Origin of the sequence: Pseudomonas sp. PICF141 (genome assembly GCF_002286815.1) — a bacterium.
Taxonomy (GTDB): Bacteria; Pseudomonadota; Gammaproteobacteria; order Pseudomonadales; family Pseudomonadaceae; genus Aquipseudomonas.
Window position 1 is genome coordinate 59,771 of sequence record NZ_MUNM01000068.1, and the last position, 20,560, is coordinate 80,330.

The 20,560-nt window shown below is 56.9% G+C and carries 23 protein-coding genes and 1 tRNA gene; 9 read left to right on the plus strand and 15 right to left on the minus strand.

Features of this window, described 5'->3' with window-relative positions; translation table 11 throughout:
• Positions 1-428 precede the first annotated feature (428 nt).
• The 3 genes from BZL43_RS19395 to BZL43_RS19405 all read left to right on the plus strand — a co-directional run bounded on the left by BZL43_RS19395 (position 429) and on the right by BZL43_RS19405 (position 4,639).
• A complete protein-coding gene (locus tag BZL43_RS19395) occupies positions 429-1,634 on the plus strand; it encodes an acetyl-CoA C-acetyltransferase (protein ID WP_095633788.1) in 1,206 nt (401 codons plus the stop codon).
• 24 nt (positions 1,635-1,658) lie between these two features.
• A complete protein-coding gene (locus tag BZL43_RS19400) occupies positions 1,659-3,803 on the plus strand; it encodes a 3-hydroxyacyl-CoA dehydrogenase NAD-binding domain-containing protein (protein WP_095633789.1) in 2,145 nt (714 codons plus the stop codon).
• 95 nt (positions 3,804-3,898) lie between these two features.
• The gene (locus BZL43_RS19405) at positions 3,899-4,639 is read left to right on the plus strand and encodes an amidotransferase (RefSeq protein ID WP_095633790.1); all 741 of its coding nucleotides are present in this window, start codon (positions 3,899-3,901) and stop codon (positions 4,637-4,639) included.
• Between the two features lie 75 nt (positions 4,640-4,714).
• Here BZL43_RS19405 and BZL43_RS19410 read toward each other — a convergent pair whose 3' ends face one another.
• The 3 genes from BZL43_RS19410 to BZL43_RS19420 all read right to left on the minus strand — a co-directional run bounded on the left by BZL43_RS19410 (position 4,715) and on the right by BZL43_RS19420 (position 7,453).
• Positions 4,715-5,686 (minus strand): magnesium and cobalt transport protein CorA, encoded by a 972-nt coding sequence (locus BZL43_RS19410; RefSeq protein ID WP_095633791.1) that lies wholly within the window; start codon positions 5,684-5,686, stop codon positions 4,715-4,717.
• 144 nt (positions 5,687-5,830) lie between these two features.
• On the minus strand, positions 5,831-6,553 hold the full coding sequence (locus tag BZL43_RS19415) for a 1-acyl-sn-glycerol-3-phosphate acyltransferase (RefSeq protein WP_095633792.1): 723 nt from the start codon (positions 6,551-6,553) through the stop codon (positions 5,831-5,833).
• A 210-nt stretch (positions 6,554-6,763) separates the two neighbouring features.
• Positions 6,764-7,453, minus strand: coding sequence for a crotonase/enoyl-CoA hydratase family protein (locus BZL43_RS19420; RefSeq protein ID WP_095633793.1), 690 nt, complete (start codon positions 7,451-7,453; stop codon positions 6,764-6,766).
• A 307-nt stretch (positions 7,454-7,760) separates the two neighbouring features.
• On the opposite strand from BZL43_RS19420, the gene BZL43_RS19425 reads away from it, so the two are divergent.
• From BZL43_RS19425 to BZL43_RS19435, 3 genes are all read left to right on the plus strand, one after another.
• Positions 7,761-7,850 (plus strand) — tRNA-Ser (locus BZL43_RS19425).
• A 222-nt stretch (positions 7,851-8,072) separates the two neighbouring features.
• On the plus strand, positions 8,073-8,276 hold the full coding sequence (locus tag BZL43_RS19430; protein WP_095633794.1) for a hypothetical protein: 204 nt from the start codon (positions 8,073-8,075) through the stop codon (positions 8,274-8,276).
• 133 nt (positions 8,277-8,409) lie between these two features.
• The gene (locus BZL43_RS19435) at positions 8,410-8,619 is read left to right on the plus strand and encodes a hypothetical protein (protein ID WP_095633795.1); all 210 of its coding nucleotides are present in this window, start codon (positions 8,410-8,412) and stop codon (positions 8,617-8,619) included.
• Positions 8,620-8,772: 153 nt separating this feature from the next.
• Here the strand turns inward: BZL43_RS19435 and BZL43_RS19440 are convergent, their stop codons facing one another.
• Positions 8,773-9,411: a hypothetical protein gene (locus BZL43_RS19440; protein ID WP_095633796.1), complete on the minus strand. Its 639-nt coding sequence runs from the start codon at positions 9,409-9,411 to the stop codon at positions 8,773-8,775.
• Between the two features lie 258 nt (positions 9,412-9,669).
• Between BZL43_RS19440 and BZL43_RS19445 the strand changes: the two genes are divergently transcribed.
• Positions 9,670-9,888, plus strand: a complete 219-nt coding sequence (locus tag BZL43_RS19445; RefSeq protein WP_095633797.1) for a hypothetical protein — start codon at positions 9,670-9,672, stop codon at positions 9,886-9,888.
• 345 nt (positions 9,889-10,233) lie between these two features.
• Here the strand turns inward: BZL43_RS19445 and BZL43_RS19455 are convergent, their stop codons facing one another.
• The 8 genes from BZL43_RS19455 to BZL43_RS19490 form a co-directional block, all read right to left on the minus strand.
• Positions 10,234-11,397, minus strand: coding sequence for a site-specific integrase (locus tag BZL43_RS19455; protein WP_095633799.1), 1,164 nt, complete (start codon positions 11,395-11,397; stop codon positions 10,234-10,236).
• Positions 11,398-11,665: 268 nt separating this feature from the next.
• A complete protein-coding gene (locus BZL43_RS19460) occupies positions 11,666-11,914 on the minus strand; it encodes a hypothetical protein (protein ID WP_052966979.1) in 249 nt (82 codons plus the stop codon).
• A gap of 66 nt (positions 11,915-11,980) precedes the next feature.
• Entirely contained in the window at positions 11,981-12,274 is a 294-nt protein-coding gene (locus BZL43_RS19465) for a hypothetical protein (protein WP_095633800.1), read from the minus strand.
• 15 nt (positions 12,275-12,289) lie between these two features.
• On the minus strand, positions 12,290-15,088 hold the full coding sequence (locus BZL43_RS19470; protein ID WP_095633801.1) for a toprim domain-containing protein: 2,799 nt from the start codon (positions 15,086-15,088) through the stop codon (positions 12,290-12,292).
• Positions 15,089-15,092: 4 nt separating this feature from the next.
• Positions 15,093-15,326, minus strand: coding sequence for a hypothetical protein (locus BZL43_RS19475; RefSeq protein WP_032895725.1), 234 nt, complete (start codon positions 15,324-15,326; stop codon positions 15,093-15,095).
• A gap of 72 nt (positions 15,327-15,398) precedes the next feature.
• The gene (locus tag BZL43_RS19480) at positions 15,399-15,764 is read right to left on the minus strand and encodes a hypothetical protein (RefSeq protein ID WP_095633840.1); all 366 of its coding nucleotides are present in this window, start codon (positions 15,762-15,764) and stop codon (positions 15,399-15,401) included.
• On the minus strand, positions 15,761-16,240 hold the full coding sequence (locus BZL43_RS19485; protein WP_095633841.1) for a YmfL family putative regulatory protein: 480 nt from the start codon (positions 16,238-16,240) through the stop codon (positions 15,761-15,763). Before BZL43_RS19485 ends, BZL43_RS19480 begins: the two co-directional genes overlap by 4 nt.
• Before the next feature lie 29 nt (positions 16,241-16,269).
• Positions 16,270-16,470: a DNA-binding protein gene (locus tag BZL43_RS19490; RefSeq protein WP_095633802.1), complete on the minus strand. Its 201-nt coding sequence runs from the start codon at positions 16,468-16,470 to the stop codon at positions 16,270-16,272.
• Between the two features lie 92 nt (positions 16,471-16,562).
• Here BZL43_RS19490 and BZL43_RS19495 point away from each other — a divergent pair, with 92 nt between their 5' ends.
• Together BZL43_RS19495 and BZL43_RS19500 are read left to right on the plus strand one after the other, a co-directional pair.
• Complete coding sequence (locus BZL43_RS19495; protein ID WP_095633803.1) at positions 16,563-16,910, plus strand: helix-turn-helix domain-containing protein; 348 nt, start codon at positions 16,563-16,565, stop codon at positions 16,908-16,910.
• Positions 16,911-17,008: 98 nt separating this feature from the next.
• Positions 17,009-17,212, plus strand: a complete 204-nt coding sequence (locus BZL43_RS19500) for a hypothetical protein (protein WP_095633804.1) — start codon at positions 17,009-17,011, stop codon at positions 17,210-17,212.
• Positions 17,213-17,267: 55 nt separating this feature from the next.
• On the opposite strand, the gene BZL43_RS19505 is transcribed toward BZL43_RS19500, so the two are convergent.
• The 3 genes from BZL43_RS19505 to BZL43_RS19515 all read right to left on the minus strand — a co-directional run bounded on the left by BZL43_RS19505 (position 17,268) and on the right by BZL43_RS19515 (position 20,442).
• Positions 17,268-17,525 carry an ogr/Delta-like zinc finger family protein gene (locus tag BZL43_RS19505; RefSeq protein ID WP_081791031.1) on the minus strand — a complete coding sequence of 86 codons (258 nt, stop codon included), beginning with the start codon at positions 17,523-17,525 and terminating at the stop codon, positions 17,268-17,270.
• A 72-nt stretch (positions 17,526-17,597) separates the two neighbouring features.
• Positions 17,598-18,467, minus strand: coding sequence for a phage portal protein (locus BZL43_RS28610; RefSeq protein ID WP_095633805.1), 870 nt, complete (start codon positions 18,465-18,467; stop codon positions 17,598-17,600).
• Positions 18,379-20,442, minus strand: coding sequence for a terminase large subunit domain-containing protein (locus BZL43_RS19515; RefSeq protein ID WP_095633806.1), 2,064 nt, complete (start codon positions 20,440-20,442; stop codon positions 18,379-18,381). Before BZL43_RS19515 ends, BZL43_RS28610 begins: the two co-directional genes overlap by 89 nt.
• Between the last annotated feature and the right edge of the window lie 118 nt (positions 20,443-20,560).

Sequence of the window (20,560 nt, forward strand, 5' to 3'; positions counted from 1 at the left end):
TGCATATCCATGACGGCAGAGCGCTGCACTTCCTGTAGTACGAGTGCCTCGGCAAAACCCGACGACAACTTCGTACAGGTTTACCTTAGGGCCCGCGTCAGGCTTGACTTAGATCCATTTCGTATGGGCTGAGTGCTCCTCGCTATTAAAAAAGAATGAGGCTTATTGCCAGCTTCTTGGGCGCCCGTTTGCTAGACAGCTTGGTGACGTGAATCGGTTTATCCGATAGCAGACTACCGTTCGTCTGAGCGTGAGGGTCAACATCAATGAGCACTGTGGTCATTGAATCCCCAGCTGCTGGGCATAAGGTGAGTGCATAAAGATCAGGATCAAACGGTTCCCTGTAGGAGCTGCCGAAGGCTGCGATCTTTTGACCTTTTGACCTTTTGATCTTTTGATCTTCATTCACCACCAGGTTCGAGGACATCATGACCCAGGCTTTGATATTCGACGCGTTACGCACCCCCCGTGGCAAAGGCAAGGCCAATGGCGCCTTGTACAGCGTCAAGCCGGTCAATCTAGTGGCAGGACTGTTGACGGCGCTGCAGCAGCGCATGTCGCTGGACACCAGTCAGGTCGATGATGTGGTGCTCGGCTGCGTGACGCCCATCGGCGATCAGGGTTCCGACATCGCCAAGACCGCCACACAGGTGGCCGATTGGGACGTCAGCGTGGCCGGTATGCAGCTCAATCGCTTCTGCGCGTCAGGGCTGGAAGCGGTGAACCTGGGGGCGATGAAAGTGCGTTCCGGCTTCGAAGACCTGGTGGTGGTCGGTGGCGTCGAATCGATGTCTCGCGTGCCCATGGGCAGCGATGGCGGTGCTTGGGCGCTGGACCCGGAAACCAACTTGCACAACCACTTCACGCCTCAGGGCGTGGGCGCCGACCTGATTGCCACCATCGAAGGCTTCAGCCGTCAGGACGTCGATGCCTTCGCGTTGCAATCCCAGCAGAAGGCGGCGCGGGCGCGAGGGAACGGTTCGTTCCACAAGTCGCTGGTGCCGGTGCAAGACCAGAACGGCATCATCTTGCTTGATCACGATGAATTCATTCGTGCCGATTCGACGATGGAAGGTTTGGGCAAGCTCAAGCCGAGCTTCGAAATGATCGGGCAAATGGGCTTCGATGCCACGGCGCTGCGGGTTTACAGCCAGGTCGAGCGGATCAACCACGTGCACACGCCGGGCAACAGTTCCGGGATCGTCGATGGCGCGGCGTTGATGCTGATCGGCTCCGAAGCGAAGGGCCGGGCGCTGGGCTTGCAACCGCGAGCGCGAATCGTCGCCACGGCGGTCACCAGCACCGACCCGACCATCATGCTCACCGGCCCCGCGCCGGCCACGCGCAAGGCGCTGGCCAAGGCCGGGCTACGGGTCGAAGACATCGACCTGTTCGAAGTCAACGAAGCGTTCGCCTCGGTGGTGCTCAAGTTCATCAAGGACATGGCCGTTGACCCCGACAAGGTCAACGTCAACGGCGGCTCCATCGCCATGGGGCACCCGCTCGGGGCCACTGGCTGCGCGATTCTCGGCACGCTGCTCGATGAACTGGAAGCCCGGCGCCAGCGCTATGGCCTGGCGACATTGTGTGTCGGCGGCGGCATGGGCATTGCCACCATCATCGAACGCCTCTGAGCCCTGACTTCTAGGAAAATTGCCATGACCCAAGCCATCCGTTACGAAAAGGGCCAGGACCGGATCGTCGTCCTGACCATCGACATGCCGGGCCAGAGTGCCAACACCATGAACGCGGTCTACCGCGACGCCATGGCCATCTGTGTCGCCCGACTGGTCGCTGAAAAGGAAGCCATTGCCGGTGTCATCATCACCTCGGCCAAGAAAACCTTCTTCGCTGGCGGCGACCTCAATGAACTGATCAAAGTCGGCAAACCCGAAGCCAAAGCCTTTTACGACGTGGTGCTGAGCCTCAAGGGGCAATTGCGCACCCTGGAAACTCTCGGCAAACCGGTGGTCGCCGCGATCAACGGCGCAGCGCTTGGTGGTGGCTGGGAAATCTGCCTGGCGTGCCACCATCGCGTGGCGCTGGACGATCCGTCGGTGTTGCTCGGGCTGCCGGAAGTCACGCTTGGCCTGTTGCCGGGCGGCGGCGGGGTGGTGCGCATGGTCCGTCTGCTGGGCATCGAAAAAGCGCTGCCGTATCTGCTTGAAGGCAAGAAAATCCGGCCGCAACAGGCGTTGCAAGCGGGGTTGATCGACGAGTTGGCCGCCGATCGCGATGAACTGATGGCCAAGGCGCGGGCATGGATAGTCGCTCACCCGGTCGCTGTGCAGCGCTGGGACGTAAAGGGTTATCAGATTCCCGGCGGCACACCGTCGGATCCGAAGCTCGCGCCGATGCTGGCGATCACGCCATCGATTCTGCGCAGCAAAACCCAGGGCTGCCTGCCCGCGCCGGAGAAAATTCTCTGTGCTGCGGTGGAAGGCGCCCAAGTGGATTTCGACACCGCGCACTTGATCGAAACCCGCTACTTCACCGAGCTGACCACCGGCCAGGTGTCGAAAAACCTGATTGGCACGTTCTGGTTCCAGCTCAATGAAATCAATGCCGGCGGCTCGCGGCCACAAGGCATGGCGCCTTATATGACGAAGAAAGTCGGCGTGCTTGGCGCCGGGATGATGGGCGCTGGCATCGCGTTTGTCAGCGCATCGGCCGGCATCGACGTGGTGCTCAAAGACATCAACCTCGCCGCGGCAGAGAAGGGCAAGGCCCACTCGGCGGCATTGCTGGACAAGAAGGTTGCGCGTGGTCAGTTAACCCAAGAGCAGCGCGAGGCAATTCTGGGGCGAATCCATGCCAGCGAAAACGATGAGGACCTGGCCGGTTGCGATCTGATCATTGAAGCCGTGTTTGAAGATCGCGAACTGAAGGCCAAGGTCTTATCGGCTGCGCAAACAATCGTCGGGCCGGAGGCGGTCATCGCCTCCAACACCTCGACCTTGCCGATCAGCGGCCTGGCCACTGCCGTGCCGGACCAGACGAAATTCATCGGCCTGCATTTCTTCAGTCCCGTGGAGAAAATGCCGCTGGTGGAAATCATCAAAGGCGTCCATACCAGCGATGAAACCCTGGCTCGCGGTTTCGATTTCGTCCTGCAAATCAACAAAACTCCGATCGTGGTCAACGACAGTCGCGGCTTCTTTACCTCGCGGGTGTTCGGCACCTTTACCAACGAAGGCATCGCCATGCTCGGCGAAGGCGTGAGCGCGCCGATGATCGAGACCGAAGCGCGCAAGGCCGGCATGCCTGTCGGACCTCTGGCGATTTCCGACGAAGTTTCCCTCAGCCTCATGAGCCATATCCGCGAACAAACCGCCAAAGACCTGCGAGCAGAAGGGAAACCGCTGACTGAACACCCGGCGTTCGCCGTGATTGATTTGCTGCTCAAGGAATACAAGCGTCCGGGCAAGGCCGCTGGAGGTGGCTTTTATGACTACCCGGCTGGAGGCCGGAAACATTTGTGGCCGGAGCTCAAAACCCGCTTCGAGAAAGCCGATGGGCAGATTTCGCCGCAGGACATACGCGATCGACTGCTGTTCGTCCAGGCCATCGAAACCGTGCGTTGCATGGAAGAGGGCGTGCTGACCTCGACGGCGGATGCCAACGTCGGCTCGATCCTCGGCATCGGCTTTGCGGCCTGGACCGGCGGTGCGCTGCAGTTCATCAATCAGTACGGCGTGAGAGACTTTGTCGCTCGCGCTCAGTACCTGGCCGAGCAGTACGGCGAGCGCTTCGCTCCACCTGCGCTGCTGCTGGAGAAAGCCGCCAAGGATGCGCTGTTCTAAGGGACCGATGACGCGTTCCGGGGCTTGCCTTGCCACCGTGTTTCAAGGCAGGCTCTGGGGTGTGCATTATTCCCATCATGTGTCAGGTATTTTTTATGTCGTTACGCATCTGCATTCTGGAAACCGACATCCTGCGTCCGGAACTGGTCGATCAATATCAGGGTTATGGGCAGATGTTCCAGCGTCTGTTTTCGCAGCAACCCATCGCTGCCGAGTTCACCGTGTACAACGTGATGCAGGGTGATTATCCCAGCGATGACGAGACTTTTGATGCGTATCTGGTCACCGGCAGCAAAGCCGATTCCTTCGGCAACGACCCATGGATTGAAACCCTCAAGACGTACCTGCTGAACCGCTACGAACGCGGCGACAAACTGCTGGGCGTGTGCTTCGGTCATCAGTTGCTGGCGCTGTTGTTGGGTGGCAAAAGTGAGCGGGCGACTCAGGGTTGGGGCGTCGGCACCCATCGCTACAAACTCGCGGCCAAGGCGCCATGGATGAACCCGGTGAGAGAAGAGCTGACGCTGCTGATCAGCCATCAGGATCAGGTCACCGCGCTACCGGAAAACGCTACTGTGATTGCTTCGAGTGATTTCTGCCCATTCGCCGCGTACCACATCAACGATCAGGTGCTGTGCTTCCAGGGGCATCCGGAGTTCATTCACGATTACTCACGGGCGCTGTTGGATATTCGTCAGGAAGCGCTGGGCGAGCAGGTTTATTCCAAAGGCATGGCCAGTCTTGAACACGAGCATCACGGCACGACCGTCGCGGAATGGATGATGCGGTTTGTGGCGCACAAGCCTGAAGGTGAGGGTGAGTCGGTCAAGCCTTAAAAGCTTCGCGGGCAAGCCTCGCTCCTACAGGGGCTTGAAGGAGCGAGGCTGCCCGCGCAGACGCCTCGGTCCCGGCTACAACCACCCCGACCGCTTGAAGCTCGTCCACAAACCGACGCACCCCACGGCGATAAATCCCAGTATTCCGAAATATCCGTAATGCCAAGTCAACTCAGGCATGTTCTCGAAGTTCATCCCGTAGATCCCGGCCACCGCCGTCGGGAACGCCAGAATCGCTGCCCACGCTGCAAACTTGCGCTGCACCACGCTCTGCCGCGACGCCTCCAGCAATATCCCCACCTCAATGGTCTGGCTGGCAATGTCCGCCAGCGTCATCAGGTCTTCCATCTGCCGCGTGACATGAATCTGCACATCACGGAAATACGGGCGCATGTTCTTGTCAATGAATGGAAAGTTCAGCTTCTGCAGTTCCTCACCAATCTCCACCATTGGCGCCACATACCGGCGCAAGCGCAATACGTCGCGGCGCAGGCTATGGAGTTTCTGGATGTCATGCTCGTTCAAAGAATTGCGCATGACGTTGTGTTCCAGTTCATCGATCTCGGCATGGATCGCCTCACCCACGGGCTGGTAGTTTTCAATCACGAAGTCGAGGATGGCATAGAGTACGAAATCTTCCCCGTGCTCCAGTAACAGCGGCCGCGCCTCACAACGCTGTCGGACATAGGCGTAGGACGCTGAATGACCATTGCGTGCGGTAATGATGTAGCCTTTTCCGGCGAAGATATGAGTCTCGATGAACTCCAGTTTTCCTTCATCGCGGACCGGCGAATACGTCACGATAAACAGCGCGTCACCGAACGTTTCCAGTTTCGGTCGGCTGTGTTTTTCCAGGGCATCTTCGATGGCCAGTTCATGCAGGTTGAACTGACGTTGCAAATTGAACAGCTCTTCGGCGTTCGGCTCTTCCAGACCAATCCAGACAAAGTGGCCAGGCTTGGCAGCCCAGGCAGCGCCTTCATCGAGCGTGATATTGGTGACCTTCTTACCGGCACTGTAAACCGCAGCAGCAACGACTCTACCCATGATTTTGGTTCACTTCTTTTAGCGCTTTGTATTAGCAAATATGCAGTGGCAAGCAGGATTGAGCTTAACCTTGTCTGCTGCTTCAGAGTCAGCGAAATCTGTAGAGTTCGTAGGCAAAGAAAACCCGCGCACGGCGGGTTTTTTTCAAGCGGCCTGTAATTGCCGATCCATCGAGTCGATGCATTCGCGCATCTGCTCGCGGCACTGGGCAATCAGCATCGGCATGTCATCCAGGCTCAATCCAGCCGTAGGAATCGCCGGTAACGAACGGATCAGAATTTTCCCACTGCGCCAGCGGTTCAATTGCATGTGTTTGACGTAACTGCTGACACACACCGGAACAATCGGCACGCCTGCGGCAATCGCCATCTGGAACGCGCCTTTCTTGAAGGGCAGCAGCTCTTCGCCAAGGTTGCGCGTGCCTTCGGGGAAAACCCAGATCGAGGTGTCTTCATGCTGCAAGGTGCGAGTCGTAGTCAGCATCGACTGGCGTGCCTTGTGGGCATTGCCGCGGTCGATCAACACATTGCCGGCCAGCCAGAACAACTGCCCGAACAACGGCACCCACTTCAGGCTCTTCTTGCCAATGCACACGGTGCGGCGGGGTACCACATTACCGAATACAAACAGATCGTAGTTGGACTGGTGGTTCGCAACGATCACGCAGCTGTCAGGCTTATCCATCAACGGCCCGACGTCAGCCTTCACCCGCAAACGCAGAATGCACATCGCCGGCCATGCATACAGACGCGCGCATAAACGGCTGTTGTCCGGATTGAACGGCCGGCACAGACCGATAATCACCCCAAGCATACCGGCCAGAATAAAGTGCAAGCCCATCAATAACATACGAAACACAAACAACATTTAAAGGGCCCACCGGGACAAAAGGTGGCGCAGTGTACGGAGGTGTACTGTTTTCGGCAATTGCCGCTATAAAAGTGGGAGATGGCCGATATTTGAGCGCATATTCCCGACATCTGGGTCAGATGCGGTCTAGAGCGGTTGTAGGCTTTAAACCACACGGGCAAAAAAGCCCGACACGACGGTCGGGCTTTTCGTACAGCGCATTCGGGCTTAACCCATATATTCCTGATCCAGGATGATCGCGTTGTCCAGCGTCTCCAGCAGTGCCTTGCGCACTTTCAGCTTGGTATTTTTATGGGCCGTCATATTGAGCTTCTTCAACTGACGAGCCGCCGCCAGCGCTGCGCCTTGCAGCTCTTCGGCCGACACCACCAGGTCAAGGAAACCGGCATCCACGGCACTCTGCGGATTGAACATCTCGGCATTGATCACCGCGCGATGAAACGCCGACTTGCGCAGACGATCACGCGCCAACTCGATACCGGCATGGTGCATGGTCATGCCGATCTGCACTTCATTCAGACCAATGCTGAACGGGCCATCGACACCAATGCGGTAGTCAGCCGACAACAAAATAAACGCACCCTTGGCCACCGCATGCCCAGGACACGCCACGACCACCGGGAAGGGGTGCGACAACAGGCGACGAGCCAGCGTCGAACCGGCAGCCACCAATGCAATCGCTTCTTTTGGGCCGGCCGTCATCACCTTCAAGTCATAACCACCCGAAAAAATACCCGGCTGACTGGTAATGATCACCACCGCCCGATCCGCCACCGCCCGATCCAGGGCTGCGTTAAACGCAACAATCACATCCGGTGAGATGGCATTGACCTTGCCATTGCTCAAGGTCAGGGTCGCGATACCGTCTTCGAGATGGTAGGAAATCAACTCACTCATGACGCCAATCCTATTAATAAAGTAAGCCAGACGTTACTCACCGTCGTAGGCCAGGTAAAGCGCCGTGACTGACCGCTCGGTCACCTTTTCCCCGCCCGGCAAGCGTCGCCGGCCACGCCAGCCGCGCATTCCCCTCTATATAGGAGAGGATGCGAAGCCGGAGATTGGCGGATTTGCCATGACACGGCAGCCAGCGGAACGACTAAATCGCTAACCGCATGAAAATTCTGCAAAAAAAATTTGCCATCAGAAAAGCTTTCGACTACATTAGCGCGCCTCGACAGACAGAACATGTTTGACGAGATACGGTGAAGTGTCCGAGTGGCTTAAGGAGCACGCCTGGAAAGTGTGTATACAGGAAACTGTATCGAGAGTTCGAATCTCTCCTTCACCGCCACATTCTGAAAACGCAAACCCCTGATTTTCCTAGAGAAAATCGGGGGTTTGTGGTTTTTGGCGTCTGAAAAATGCCCATATGGGACTGATATGGGACTCGAGTGTCTTTCCGGCCTAGTAAATGCGAGTCGCATCTCGTTGATCGCGGTGCCTAAAATCAGCGTTTACTACACTCAATCCACGGAACCGACAACTGCCGCCGACCAACTGAAAGGAATACCCCATGACTTGGTTCGGCTTCGTCGGCAATTTGCTCGCCGTCGCGCTTATTGAGTACGTAGCGGTTGGCTCCTATGGCGAATTTAACGTACTGCGCTGGCCGCTTTTCATCTGGCTCTGTTATGCCGCCACGCTCGCCATGTTTGTGGCATACCTGCTACCTGAAGTTCTGGAAGCCCGGCGCAAGGCCAGGGCGCGTGATGCATAACGCCCATTGATCGGAGAGGGAAAACTCTATCTTTAACCGGACAAACTTTCCCCGGAAAGGAACCTCCGCCCGCTGACGGGTGGACTAAGCTGAAGCGGTCGCCCCGCGTGGGCATTCGCAGAGGAAAGGACGCATGCAGCTCCATGAAGCGGCTGAAATAATCGAAGTATTAGGCCAGACCAAGGCGAACGCACTATTAGCCGAAGGCTGGAAACTGCTGGCGGTAACCACCGCCACGGGAAATGACGAAAACAAAAACCTGTATGTGCATTACGTCCTGGGCAAGCCGGAAAAAGCGGTTGGATACATACCGTCGGTGGGCAAGGTGTCCAGGAAAGACTGAGCGCATCACTCGTAACGCGCGCTATGTTCAATCGGTCCCACAAAAAAAAGCCCGCTCCGGCGGGCTTTTGTCGTTTAGCGTCACATCAAGCGTTTATAGATGGCGTTGTTCGACGCAACTTTGCGCAGGCCCCTGCCCGAACGCATCAGCGCTTCAGTCAGTTTTCTTAGCCGTATAAAAATTGCCGTTTTCGCCCCAGAACTCCAGATCGCCCTTTGCGTTAACGAGGTAATACTCACCGAAATCGCTTCCTTCAGCATCGACTAGAACAGATCGGCCGGAAATCTTCTTCGAAACAAATTCCGTGGTTCCCGACGAGCCATCTTTATACGTGGAGCGGATAAATATTTTCCCGCCTTTTCGGTAACCCACCATTTTGTAATCGGTTCCCCAGTTACTCAGCCAGCTACCAAACACCTCTCCTTCTGCTGCTGTGCTGCTGGTCTTAAGTTTTTTGTATTCAGCGACTGTGGTTCCCAAAAACCGAACGTTTAATGTCGGGTCAAAATCTGTCTTGGCCCAGTACCCACCACCATCCTCACCTTTGATCCGCCAGCTGATGAAGGTTCGTTGAAAACTCATTGGGTTCGAATTTTTGATTTGATTCGCCAATGCTTCAAGTGTGGGTTGATCCACACGTTCGTCTAGAACAACCTCGACTGCTCGCTTGATATCGCGCTTAGACTTATCACTGACTACCGAATAGTTAATATCCTGGAGGGAAGAGGCGGCGGAGGTAGCAAAGCTTACGACTGTGGCCAGAATTCCGAAAAAATGCGCAAAACGGTTCATCCATAAACTCCATGATTACAAAGTGACATCGCGGATTCTGTCATGGTTGTTCTGAATCCTCCTCATTTTTAGTTTATGCCGAGGCTGCACTGCGAATAACGGGACATTCGTTAAATGCCCCCCGTCATCCCAGCCCACCCTGGTGGGCTTTTTTGTGGCTGCTGGACGCCAGTAGTTGGGGGAATGGCCTACCATTCCCCTAGTGAGGGGTTTTACGCGCATTCGGCCCCTGTCCTTTCTGCCCAGAGACCTGCTTGAATGTCCGTGCCCTATCTCCCGCTGGAAGCCTGGAACAAACACTGGCAACTCGACGGCTCGCGGGTGCGCTGTCGGCTGTGTAACCACGTCCAGGACCTAACGCAGGCCGGCGCTTTTACCCACGCACCGTACTGCAAAGCTCGGACCGTCGAACCCCAATACCCCAGCCGTGAACTGGCTGTGCTGCTGCAGCAAAAAATCCAGGCCGGGTTGTATTGATGCGCGCCGGGATTACCGTCGATACTGGGACAGGTCCCGGCAAGTCCAATTCTCTAGCGACTTTCGACCGAATGACCAATGCGGAGTCTATCGGTGTCGTCGATTTCGGTGGCTCTTACGTAGCAGGCACCTGAGGCCTTCTGTCCTTGAACTCTCTGGAGCATTAACATTCTTTCCATGCCTTGCTTGCAGTGCGCCTCTGAATTTCTTGGGAAGGCCTCTACACCCTTCCCGTCGATCATCAGGATGAAAACCCACATTTTTAGCATGACGCCTCCTTGGCTTTGGGAGCGAAGCGGGTGGGGGGGTATTACACCCCCACATCAGTACGGTATAGCTGAACCTCTATAGCTTCAGTGCTAATTGCAACATCCCGACGACATCCGGCCCATCCTCGTTGATCCACGTCCCGTAATGCTGGCGGATCATGTTCCCGTTGGTGTGGCCCATCTGTTCGGCTATCCAGTCGATCGAGGCTACACCGGTGGTCAGCAACTGGCTGGCGTATGTGTGCCGGCATTGACCAGGCCCACGATAGCGAACCCCGGCCGCGAGCAAATGAGCCTTGAAGAACCTGTCTCGTACCACGAAGTCATTAACGTGCGGCAGGCCGCTTTTCGTATTCAGGAAGACAAAGTGCAGTTTGTGTTGCCGTACCGTCTTGTTGTCCCGCTCAACGATATCAACGGTTTCTGCTTTCCTCTTTCGATTCAACGCATCGATCTTCTGCAGTGCATCCCAGGCGGGTGCAAGTAGGCGAACCCTACGCGTCGATCGACGGGTTTTCGTCACCCGGTAAGCCCCACGCACCTTGGACCTGCGGAAGGTCACTGTGCCTTGTTCCAGGTCGATATCCTCCCACGCCAGGGCGATCGTCTCGGATACTCGGGGGCCCGCCCATATCATGAACTGGACCATCAACAGCTCTTGCGTGCGGCTGGTCGGAGTATCCAGGATCTGTTTGATTTCCGCCCGGGTGAACGGATCCGGAGCCTCGGGATCTGGCAGACGCACCATCAAACCCTCGGTCGGGTCGTGCGCGACTTTCATCCTGGTGCGGTACAGTCTGAACACCTGCCGCACGTTGCTGATGATGTCGCGGATGGTTTTGTTTTTGAGCGTTTTCGACAGGGTGCCCTGGATCCACTCCTGCAGGTCCAGGTGATCGATCTTGTTGATCTGTGCCTTGCCCCAGCGCGGCCGCACATGAACCTCTGCCTTGTTCGCGTAGCCCCGATAGCTCGATGCCGCCACGCTGTTGGCCTTGATCTTCAACCACAGGTCCAGGTAGTGGCCAAAGGTGTTTTCGACCAGCTTGGCCGAGTTGGGGAAGTGCCGCGCGTAATCAAACGTGCCGGTCTGGATCTCGTATTCGATAATGTCGACCAGGCGCCTTGCCTGGGCGACGATGGCCGGCGTATTGCCTCCCGGGATTGCTTCCCGACACTTTTCCCCATTGTGTTGAAAATAGATTCTCACGGAATTACCGCGAGCTTCGACCCCACTCATGTAAACCCCTAACGCTGTGCTTGTTTATTGACAGTCTGACGATCGGAAACAAAAAGGCCCGTTTCCGGGCCAAGTATCTGGAAGCGCATCTTCTGGTGGACGCGGCTATGGCTTGGGCTTGCGGTTGCGCAGGTGGGCATTCTGCAGCTGGCGCCGCCGGCTGCATTTCAAATGGTTGCCCTGGGCGCGCCACTTGCCGCACTGGTCACAAACGCTGGTGTAATCAATGTTCCAGGGAAAGGGCCGTACTGGTGTTACTGCAGGGTTATTAGACATTGCGCGATTCACCCCGGGTTGCGGGGTTGGCGAGCAGTTGGGCAACCACGGCGGCATCCGTTTCGTTCAGTTCACCCAAGGTGCTGGCCCTCTGACTGAGGCTTTCGAGGCGCGTTCGTGATTCAGGGGTTTTGTGCACCAGGTAGCCAATGATGGCCGCGCCGATGATCGCGGTGGCCACAAGGTGGCGTGCCGGTGTGGTAGCCTTCGTGCCGCTGCTGCTTTGGTTCTGTGCTTGCATGGTATAGCCCTCGGTAGTGGTTAGGTGTCGGGGAGCTGCAACTCCTCGGCACTGCTTCTTTTACGGTCAGTCCTTACGGGCCAGGTGGATCACCAGTCCATCAAACTCCGGCTCATGTTCAACACATGATTGCCATTCCAGAACCCTCAAAATCTGTTGCCTGCTGCAGTCATCCACCAGGATTTCGCGCTGGCCACCTGCTGCCCGGACTTCCAGAATTTCCAGCAAGCCATCCTTCCCATAAGCACCGGCGTGGATGATCGGCGCGCTTTGTCCTGTGAAGTCCAAACGGTCCTGTACTGATTGGAGCTTGCTTGTTTTGCCATCGCCGGCATTGCCCATAAACACTTGGATCTGCATCGGTCTTGCTCTCCTTTACGCCTTGAATGTCCAGCACTTCACTGTCGTCGGCCGGGGTTGTGAACAGGGGTTGCGGTTGTTGAATGCGGCGCGTACGGCGCTGTGCACGGCCTTGTTGCTATCTAGGAACTTGCGGGAACGGGACTCTTTGAGCAGATCGCGCAACGTGGCCACGTCCGCCAATTTCTGTTTGTGTTCGGCGGCTCGCTCGCAGAATTCGTTGAGGTTGATGGCGATCACGGTCGGATCACTGCTGTGGTCAACCACCGGATCCTCACTCAAGGATTCGAGGTAGTCGTAGACCTCCCAAAACTCCGCGACGGCCGCGTGGTCGGAACTGATCGATGCTTGTCGCTCGATGGCCATTCGCACGATCTGACGCTGGGTGGCGGCGACTTGGGGATCACTCAATTTCAGGACCAAGCGAAGGCCGTCCAGCAGCGAAAGCAGTTGAGCGTGGTTCTTGCTGATGCGCTCGACACGGATGTAGCCGCGAAGGTCATAGCCGCAACTGCTGCAGTTGCCTTGGTCGCTGATATAGGCCGTGCCGCAGGCAAAGCAATGGGTGTGCAGGCGGCGCAGCTTCGCTTCGTGTTCAGGCATCCGCTGGGCGAACAGATCGAGCACCGCGGATTCTTTACCCACGGCACGCAACAGGAAGTGGCTGAGGGTGCCGCCCTCCAGCGCGTTCAACTGATCCGCTGCAGCACGGCTTTCAGGTGTGACGGTCGGGCGTACAAAGTGCAGTTTTACGATGCGCGTCATGATCGCTTCGTGGGCGACCACGGCCGCGTTCTGGCTGATAGCGATCGTTCCCCTGAATGGCGGTTCGTACGTCTCGTTGCCGGCCGTCTTGACGCCTTTCGTTGCCAGAGTGCCGCCGCCGTAGAAGTCTTTCAGCTCATCCCATTCAAAGGTTTTAGCGTGTACCCGATCATCGCCGTGGCGATCGGCTTCCAGAAAGACGACCGGCATGCCGGAGACCTGGCCCATCAGGCGAGAGCGCCCGGCCTTGGTGGATTTCATCGGGTCGAAGCCTTCATAGCCTTCGCGGCCGAGTAGTTTCCACAGCAGGTTCAGCAGGGTGGTTTTGCCGGCGCCGGCCTCACCGGTGGCTTCCAGGAACGGAAAGGACTGGTAGCGAGCGCGGATCTGTTCGCAGAAAAGCGAGCCGAAAAAGAACACCAGGGCAACGAAGCCCTGGGCGCCGAAGCAGGTCCACAGCAGCTGCACCCACTTCTCGTCAAAGCCCTTGGCTTCGCGCTGCAGCTTGATCGGCACGCCTTTCTGCAGGGTTTTCAGGCGCAGCTTGCCGAACTCGAAATAGTCTTCGCTGTTGACCTTGTAGGTGGTGCCGTCCTTGATCGCGATATCGCCGTAGACGTAGCAGGCGTACTCCTTGCTGTAGCCCACATAGTCGATCGTCGAAACGGTTTTGATGCCGAACAGCTGGTCTTTCATGAGCTTGTCGAGCTGCTGGCCACTGCCCGTAAACATGGCACCTGCCGCCATGCCGAGCAGCCGCTTTTTGAATTCGCTCGCGGCCGACAGTTGGCCACTGGTGAAGGTGTTTTTCACGCTTTCGGAGTCGTGGGGGAAGTCCACGCGCAGGTAGTACCAGGATTCGTCGGTGACTTCGTTGCGCTGGAAATACAAGGCTTGCGGGTAGCAGTTAGCAATCTCCACGACGCTGCCGGACTGCTGCAGCGCCTTTTCGCGCTGTTGCGCCTGATTGAGTAACTGGTCGTCGTGGTTTTCGCTGTCCTCGATGTCGGACATGGCCCGGTTGAATTTCTCCATGTCCAACTTGAACCAATACAGGCGGCTCCCAAAGCCCAGGTGAAATTCCCCGCGCTTGTTCCAGTCGTACATGAGCAGGGCTTTTTCCGCAGCGCTCTCTGCCAGCAGCAAGGCTCCCTGGTGGCGGGCTTGTTTGAGGTCGGTAGCGATTTGTTCGGCACGCTTGGTGTCGTCCTGGATGAAGCTCCAGCGCTGGTGAAGATCGTTCCAATCAGCCTTACGGCCATCGCGTTGCGGGATCTGCGCTGACTCGCAGACGAAGCCCAGGGCACGGGCTTCGCGTACCCAGCGCCTGGTGTACGCGTTGGCGCTCGGCTCGTTATCAAGCGCCCATACCAACTTGGGCAGCTTCCCTCCCTCGCGGGTCTTAACCAATGCCTTGAGCGAGTCCCCAGGGAACGCATTGGACGACATGGCTGATACGGCCGCGATGTCGTTGTGCGCTAGGGCTATGGCGTCGAAGATCCCTTCAACGATCCAGATTTCCTTGGCTTCAAGAAGGTCGACGCAAGGCGGACACCACCAGACGCCGCGATAACTGTCCTTGGATTTGAAGCGGGCCTTCATTTTGCCGAAGCGATGCGGCTGATCGATCAGCCGTTCCCACCAGCCGCCTTTTTCCAGGGCGAAGCGCACAGTGGCGCTGCCGGCGTTGTGTTCAGGAGAATAGAAACTTTCCTGAGTGAACCAACCCTGGATCAGCTCAAACCGAAAGCCCCGTGCGAACTCCAGGTAGGCACGCGCAGTGGCGTTGGGGTGCTGGTCTGTAGCCGGCGCACGCTTGCTCCAGTCTTCAAACAGATCGTCGTACAGCTCTTTAACGTGCAGGGTGTGGCCACATTTTTCAGGGCGACCACAGATCACCATCCATGGTGTATCGAACCGGGAATACAGCTCTTTCTTCTTGCACTTGGGGCAGGTGCCCCCGCGCATGTAGTCGGTGCCCGTGCGGTGCTTGAGCCCGAAGTCGGACTGGAGGCGTTGCAACACGTCGTGGCGAAGATCTTCTTTCATGGGGTTACTTCACTGCTTTGAGGCTGTGGGACAGAGCTGCCATAAGGCGTTTTTGCGCAGCCATCACCGGAACGTGGGCGAGAATTGCGCCGTGGCGCAGACCGTCCGCAACAAGGCGGAACTGATCGGCATACCAGTGTTCGTTAAGGCTCAAGCGATACTGTTCACGCAGGTTGGCCAGCAATGCTTCGGCCTCTGCGGGGGGCAGTTGAGTGGTGACAATTACGGCATTTGCCATCGTTAAACCTCGATTTCGGGCGCAGCTCACCCAAACCCACGGAGGTGGGACAGGCGATTTATTGGTTGGGGATTACGGTGCGGCTACGCGGAAACGACCGTTGTCCGGTGCGTTGAGAATGCGTTCGTAAATCAGACTGACCGGGACTGCCCAGGCGTTGCCTGTGGCGGGGTCGATGATGACGGTGTGCGTCGACGTGCTGCTGACGATGTCCAGGCGCTGCCGATCTCGGACGGCGGACATATCGCTGCAGGCCAAATGCACCAGTTTTTCAGCAGTCTGTGTCAGCACGTCATAGTCGCTGACCAAGTGCTGCACGGCGCGGTCGAACAACTGTTGATCGTCGCCCAGGTGTTCGCATTGGTGGCGTTCCAAGAACACACGCGCTGCGACTTTGAGTACGTCCTGATATTCCTGTACTGCAGGGAACTGAGTCATTTGCATTTCCCCGCCTGCGACGCGTGCAGTTGGATGACGGCAAGAACCTCGGCGTGCCGGGCAGCCAGGTGCAAGGTGTCTGCATGGAGGATGGCTTCGGCCTCGGTGTCGTTGATGATTCCATCTTTCAATGCCTCGGCAATGAGGTGGTCAACGGTGCCCCTCTTAGCGGCGGCTTGGACGCATCGGGCATACATCTCGACGTTGTCCAACAATTCAGGCTCGACAACCGGGACAAACATGCCGCCGTACATCGCTGCGATGTACTCGGGCAAATAGGATGTTCCGGCCTTGAGCTCGAGCTGATGGATCTGAGCGTCGGTCAAAGGACGGCTGTTGTTGTTCTCGTAGGCGTGGTTATCAAACTTCTTGAGTGACAGGCCGATGCGAGCCGCCGCACATTCGCGTCCGCCTGGGTAGGCGCAAATGACTGCGCTGACTACCTGGCGCCGAGTCTTTAGAATTGAGCTTTTCATGTTCTGCTTTCTCCCTTGGCTCAGTGCCATTACTGTTCAATCACGCCGTCTTTAATTCCGAGCAACACGGCGGCGCGATGCGCCTCCCCACGGCGACCTTTGATCCGACCGTTCAATAGGTCGCTGACTAAATTTTTGTTCAGTCCGTGCTTTCGGCTGAACTCCGCAATGCTCACTCCTTTGCGATCCAGATCCGCACGGGCTTGCTCGGGCGTAACAGTGGCGGGCATAGTGTTCACTCTGTTCAATTGTGTTTGTTTGCGTTTGTCTGTGGTGATTCTTGGTCAAAAAATTGATCAAGTCAACGGTGGTGAATAAAAAAATGCTCATAGCAGATCAAGTAGGTGAACGCCTGAGGGAAGAGCGCGAGCGCTTAGGGCTAAATCAAACAGAGTTTGGGGTGCTTCTTGGGGTAAGTCGGGGAACCCAAAAAAACTATGAATTGGGAGCTAGTTCGCTCGACCTTCGGTATGTGACGGCATTGGAAGAACGTGGTGTAGATGCAGCCTTCGTGTTGACAGGCCGCCGTTCTACGCCGCTCGGACAATTGTTTACGCCAGATGAAGAGAAATTGATTACGCAGTACAGAAGCATTACTCCGTTTGACCAAGAAGCGATTCGTCGTTTCCTGCAAGCCATGGCCGACGACGCCGCCCGCCATAGGAATTAACTTGTAGCAAAGCATGTACGACATTCGTCGCCCTTCCTCTCTAAAGCTAGTTCCCGCCCGGATAATCGATTCAGCAATGCACTTATGGAGTAGTAAGCATGTTGGATCGCACGACAAATGAACGCGACCGCGTTGGAATGACCGAGTTCGAATGGCCTGGTCTGACGAAAATTGAACGCCGGCTGATCGAGCTCTACCGTCGTTTGGGTGAGCTAGACCAGCAACAAGTCCGCCGGGTTACTGAAATTCTGGTTACCAACCCAAAAGGGTCTGCAGTTGATAGCCCCAGTCGTTGTGCCTGAAATAGATCATTCGAAGTAATCGATCGCCGACATCTTTGAGTCGGCGGTTTGCGACTTATACCCTCGCTTGTGATCCCAACTGCTCAAACAACTCACGCTGTTTTGCACTGGGCATATCTCTCAAACGGTCGAACAACATTCTTTCGAATGACTGAGCCGACGGGCTTAAAGTGTGGGAGAACGTCAGATTCGCAACCCACGTGTGCCCGCACTTTGCATCCAGGCACTGACAATAGAGCTTCGCAAAATCCTCCGATAACTGGTCTCGCGAAGCGATTCGCCCCTTGTGTCCGCATTTGCAAATAACTCGCATTGTGTCCCTCCCCAGGGCAGTCAATCGCCACTATCTTGCCATAATGCAGTGACAAACTCTTTATTGTGCGGATTATGTAGTTGAATCAACTGTGTCTTTTTGAGTTCTCCAGGTGAATCGCCTGTCTTCGCGTAACGAGTCATTCAACTGGTTGAACAGCTGGCAGATCGGGCGAATTTCGTTGCTGGTGTATACCCGATCGATCTTCTCGATATCGCCAAAGCCTGCGTTGTTTTCCGGGATGATGCCGGCCAATGCGGGGTTCATGCGCCAAGCCGCGATCACGTCGTTGCGCGTGATGTTCTTGACCTTCTCCAACTCGTCTTTGGCCTGGAAATCCCCCACAGGAATGATCTGAATTGCCTTCTCGGTACCACCGGGGATGTTGACGAATAACGAGCGGAAGTTGCCCACACCCTTGCTTGCGCTTATCTGCTCGCGCAACGACTCTTCGTCGTCCTCAGTCAGGTTTGGGTCGTTGGTGTAGAAGATGTAGCCCGCGTGGGCACCGTTGCTGTAATAGCGCCGGCGGAAGAGGGTAGCGGCCTCATTGAGCAACAGCGCCTGCATACCGCCCAGGTACTCAGGCACGCCGTAGATGTTTTGTTCCACGTCATAGTTCATGACGTGCTCAACCTCGTCTTCGTTGAACTCCAGCTCTTTGCCGTCCTTCTGCAGCATCACAAACCCGCCACCAACTTTGACCCGCATGTTGATCGCCGGGAGGTGGTCCATCTCCAGCACTTGACCGAATGCATTTCGGTTACGGCGGAAATACGCCTCGCCGAACACCATAAAATCCAGCGCTGCACAGCTCATGGTCTTGATCGAGCAGCCTTTGGACGATACGAACTCACGCAGCAACAGGTTGCGCTTGAACCCCGGAATGGCGCCGTGGTGTGCGTTGGCGCGCAGCAGTTTGGCCAGGCCTTGGCGTGACACCGGTGGCGTGTAGGTTCGTCCGTCGTGGGTGGCGAACACGCCCAGGTAATGCCCGATATTTTCGGTCAGTACCTGTTCCGGTGCACCGAATGAAAACGCCCGCATCGGACCGGTTGCCGGCAGTTGCTGCTGGTTTTTTACTGGTTTGCCCATGGTTGCTTGATCCGCTAAATGTGTAGCGGCTACGCCGCTGTTTGTTGGTGTTGAGAGGTTCATGGGCCAAGGCGTGCATGATCGCCCAGGCGATATCGGCGTGACCGGAGGCGTCGGTGCGTGATGCGCTGTAAGTCACTTGACCGCCGCCGGTGGTGCCGCGCTTGATCGTCAGGAAGGCCTGAGCGATATCGTTCCAGCCGGCGTCCCACTCGATGCGGCTGCCCTGAATGGTGTCCTGTGCCTTGAGCACCAGGGTGTTCTTGGTTTCAAGGCTGTAGTGGATCGAGGTCGCACGCGGGTAGAAGTCGCGTACCAGGTCGAACACGCCGTAACCGATGCCGGTGGTATCGATGCCGATGTGCTGGACGTTGAAGCGCTCGGTGAGCTTCTTGACCTGGTCGGCCTGGTACTTGAACGATTGGCCGCGCCAGCTGTGCTTCTCCAGGATTCGGAACTTGCCGCCATCCTCGAGCGGCGGGGCGATAACCACGCAACTGGCATCGTCCCGGGTGCGGCTCGGGTCGTAACCGATCCAGACGGGGCTGTTGCCGAACGGGCGCGGATCGTCGGGGTCGTAGTCGGTCCACAACGACAGGTCGGAGTAACAGCGCTCCAGATCGACCAGGGAAAAGGCGCTCTGCGTGCTGTCGATGAACTTGCACATGAACAGCTGTTGAAATTTGTCCTCGTCGTACTCCAGCTGCAGCTGCTCGAGGTCGAACAAATCGCAGCCGCCGGCGATGGCGTCGAGGATGGTGATGACCTTGCGCCATTGCCCGTCCGGACACAGCGAGCCAGCCGCGGCTTGGGCTTCGCTCGGCCAGGGATCCTTGGCGTTCTTGCGTTTGCTGTTGCGGAATTTCTCACCGGTCCAGAACGGGTACGCCTGGTGCGATACGGCGCTTGGCGTGGAAAAGTAGGTCTTACGCCATTTCTTATGCGTGGCCATGGCACTGGCGACGGTGTTGAGCTTTTCGAAGTCGCGGATCCAGAAATATTCGTCAACGTAGACATGGCCATGGTGACCCTGGGCGGTGCTGCTGTTGGTGCTGAGGAAACGCAATTCCGCCCATGGCTTGCCGTTTTTGCTCAGCACGATCGGGTTGCCGGTCAGCTCCAGGCCGAACCATTCCTGTGCAAACGACACGATATAGCTGCGGAAAATCTCGGACTGGGCACGGCTGGCCGATAGGAAAATCTGGTTATCGCCGGTCAGCACGGCGTCCATGAACGCTTCGCCGGCGAAGTAGTAGGTCAGGCCCACCTGGCGGCTTTTCAGGATGTTCCGGATTCGGCAAGTCAGCGGGTTCTGTTTGGCGGCAAACAACTCCTTCTGGTAGCCGTACATTTTGCTGATGAACTTGTCGAGGAAGTCCACCTCGGTCAGCTCGCCGACTTCGTTTTTTGCCTTCTTCTCGCGCTTCTTCCCGCCCTTGTCGTTGCGATCGCCTCGCTCCCGGCGCTCGTTCCGTTGTCCTTCTTTACGCTGGCCATCGTCCGCCGGCGGATCACCGATCGGCGCCGGTGCCGGTTTCGCGGATTGCTTCAACAGCCGATCGCGGACGGTAGTCAGACGATCGAGCTCGTCTAGATCTCCCTTGGTCAGTGACGTGGATTTGTCCAGGAGGAGGGTGATTCGCCGGCCAACAGCCGTCAGCGGTTCTTCGTCCGACAGCATGTCGTCCCACTCACCCTGGCGGATCCAGTAGTAAATGATTCTGATATTGGGCAGGGACAGTTGCGCCTGAATTTCACGCGGCTTGCAGCGGCGCAAATAGAGGCGTTTAGCGGCTTCTTTAAGTTCGGGGGCGTATGGCATGGCCGCAGTCTATGCGGCGAAAACGCTGTAAACGTGGGCTTAAAATCTGGGTTTGACCTATATCCGAGAAATAGGACCAAAGCAAAAGTGAACCGTTTGTTTGGTGGTCGGCCGGTGC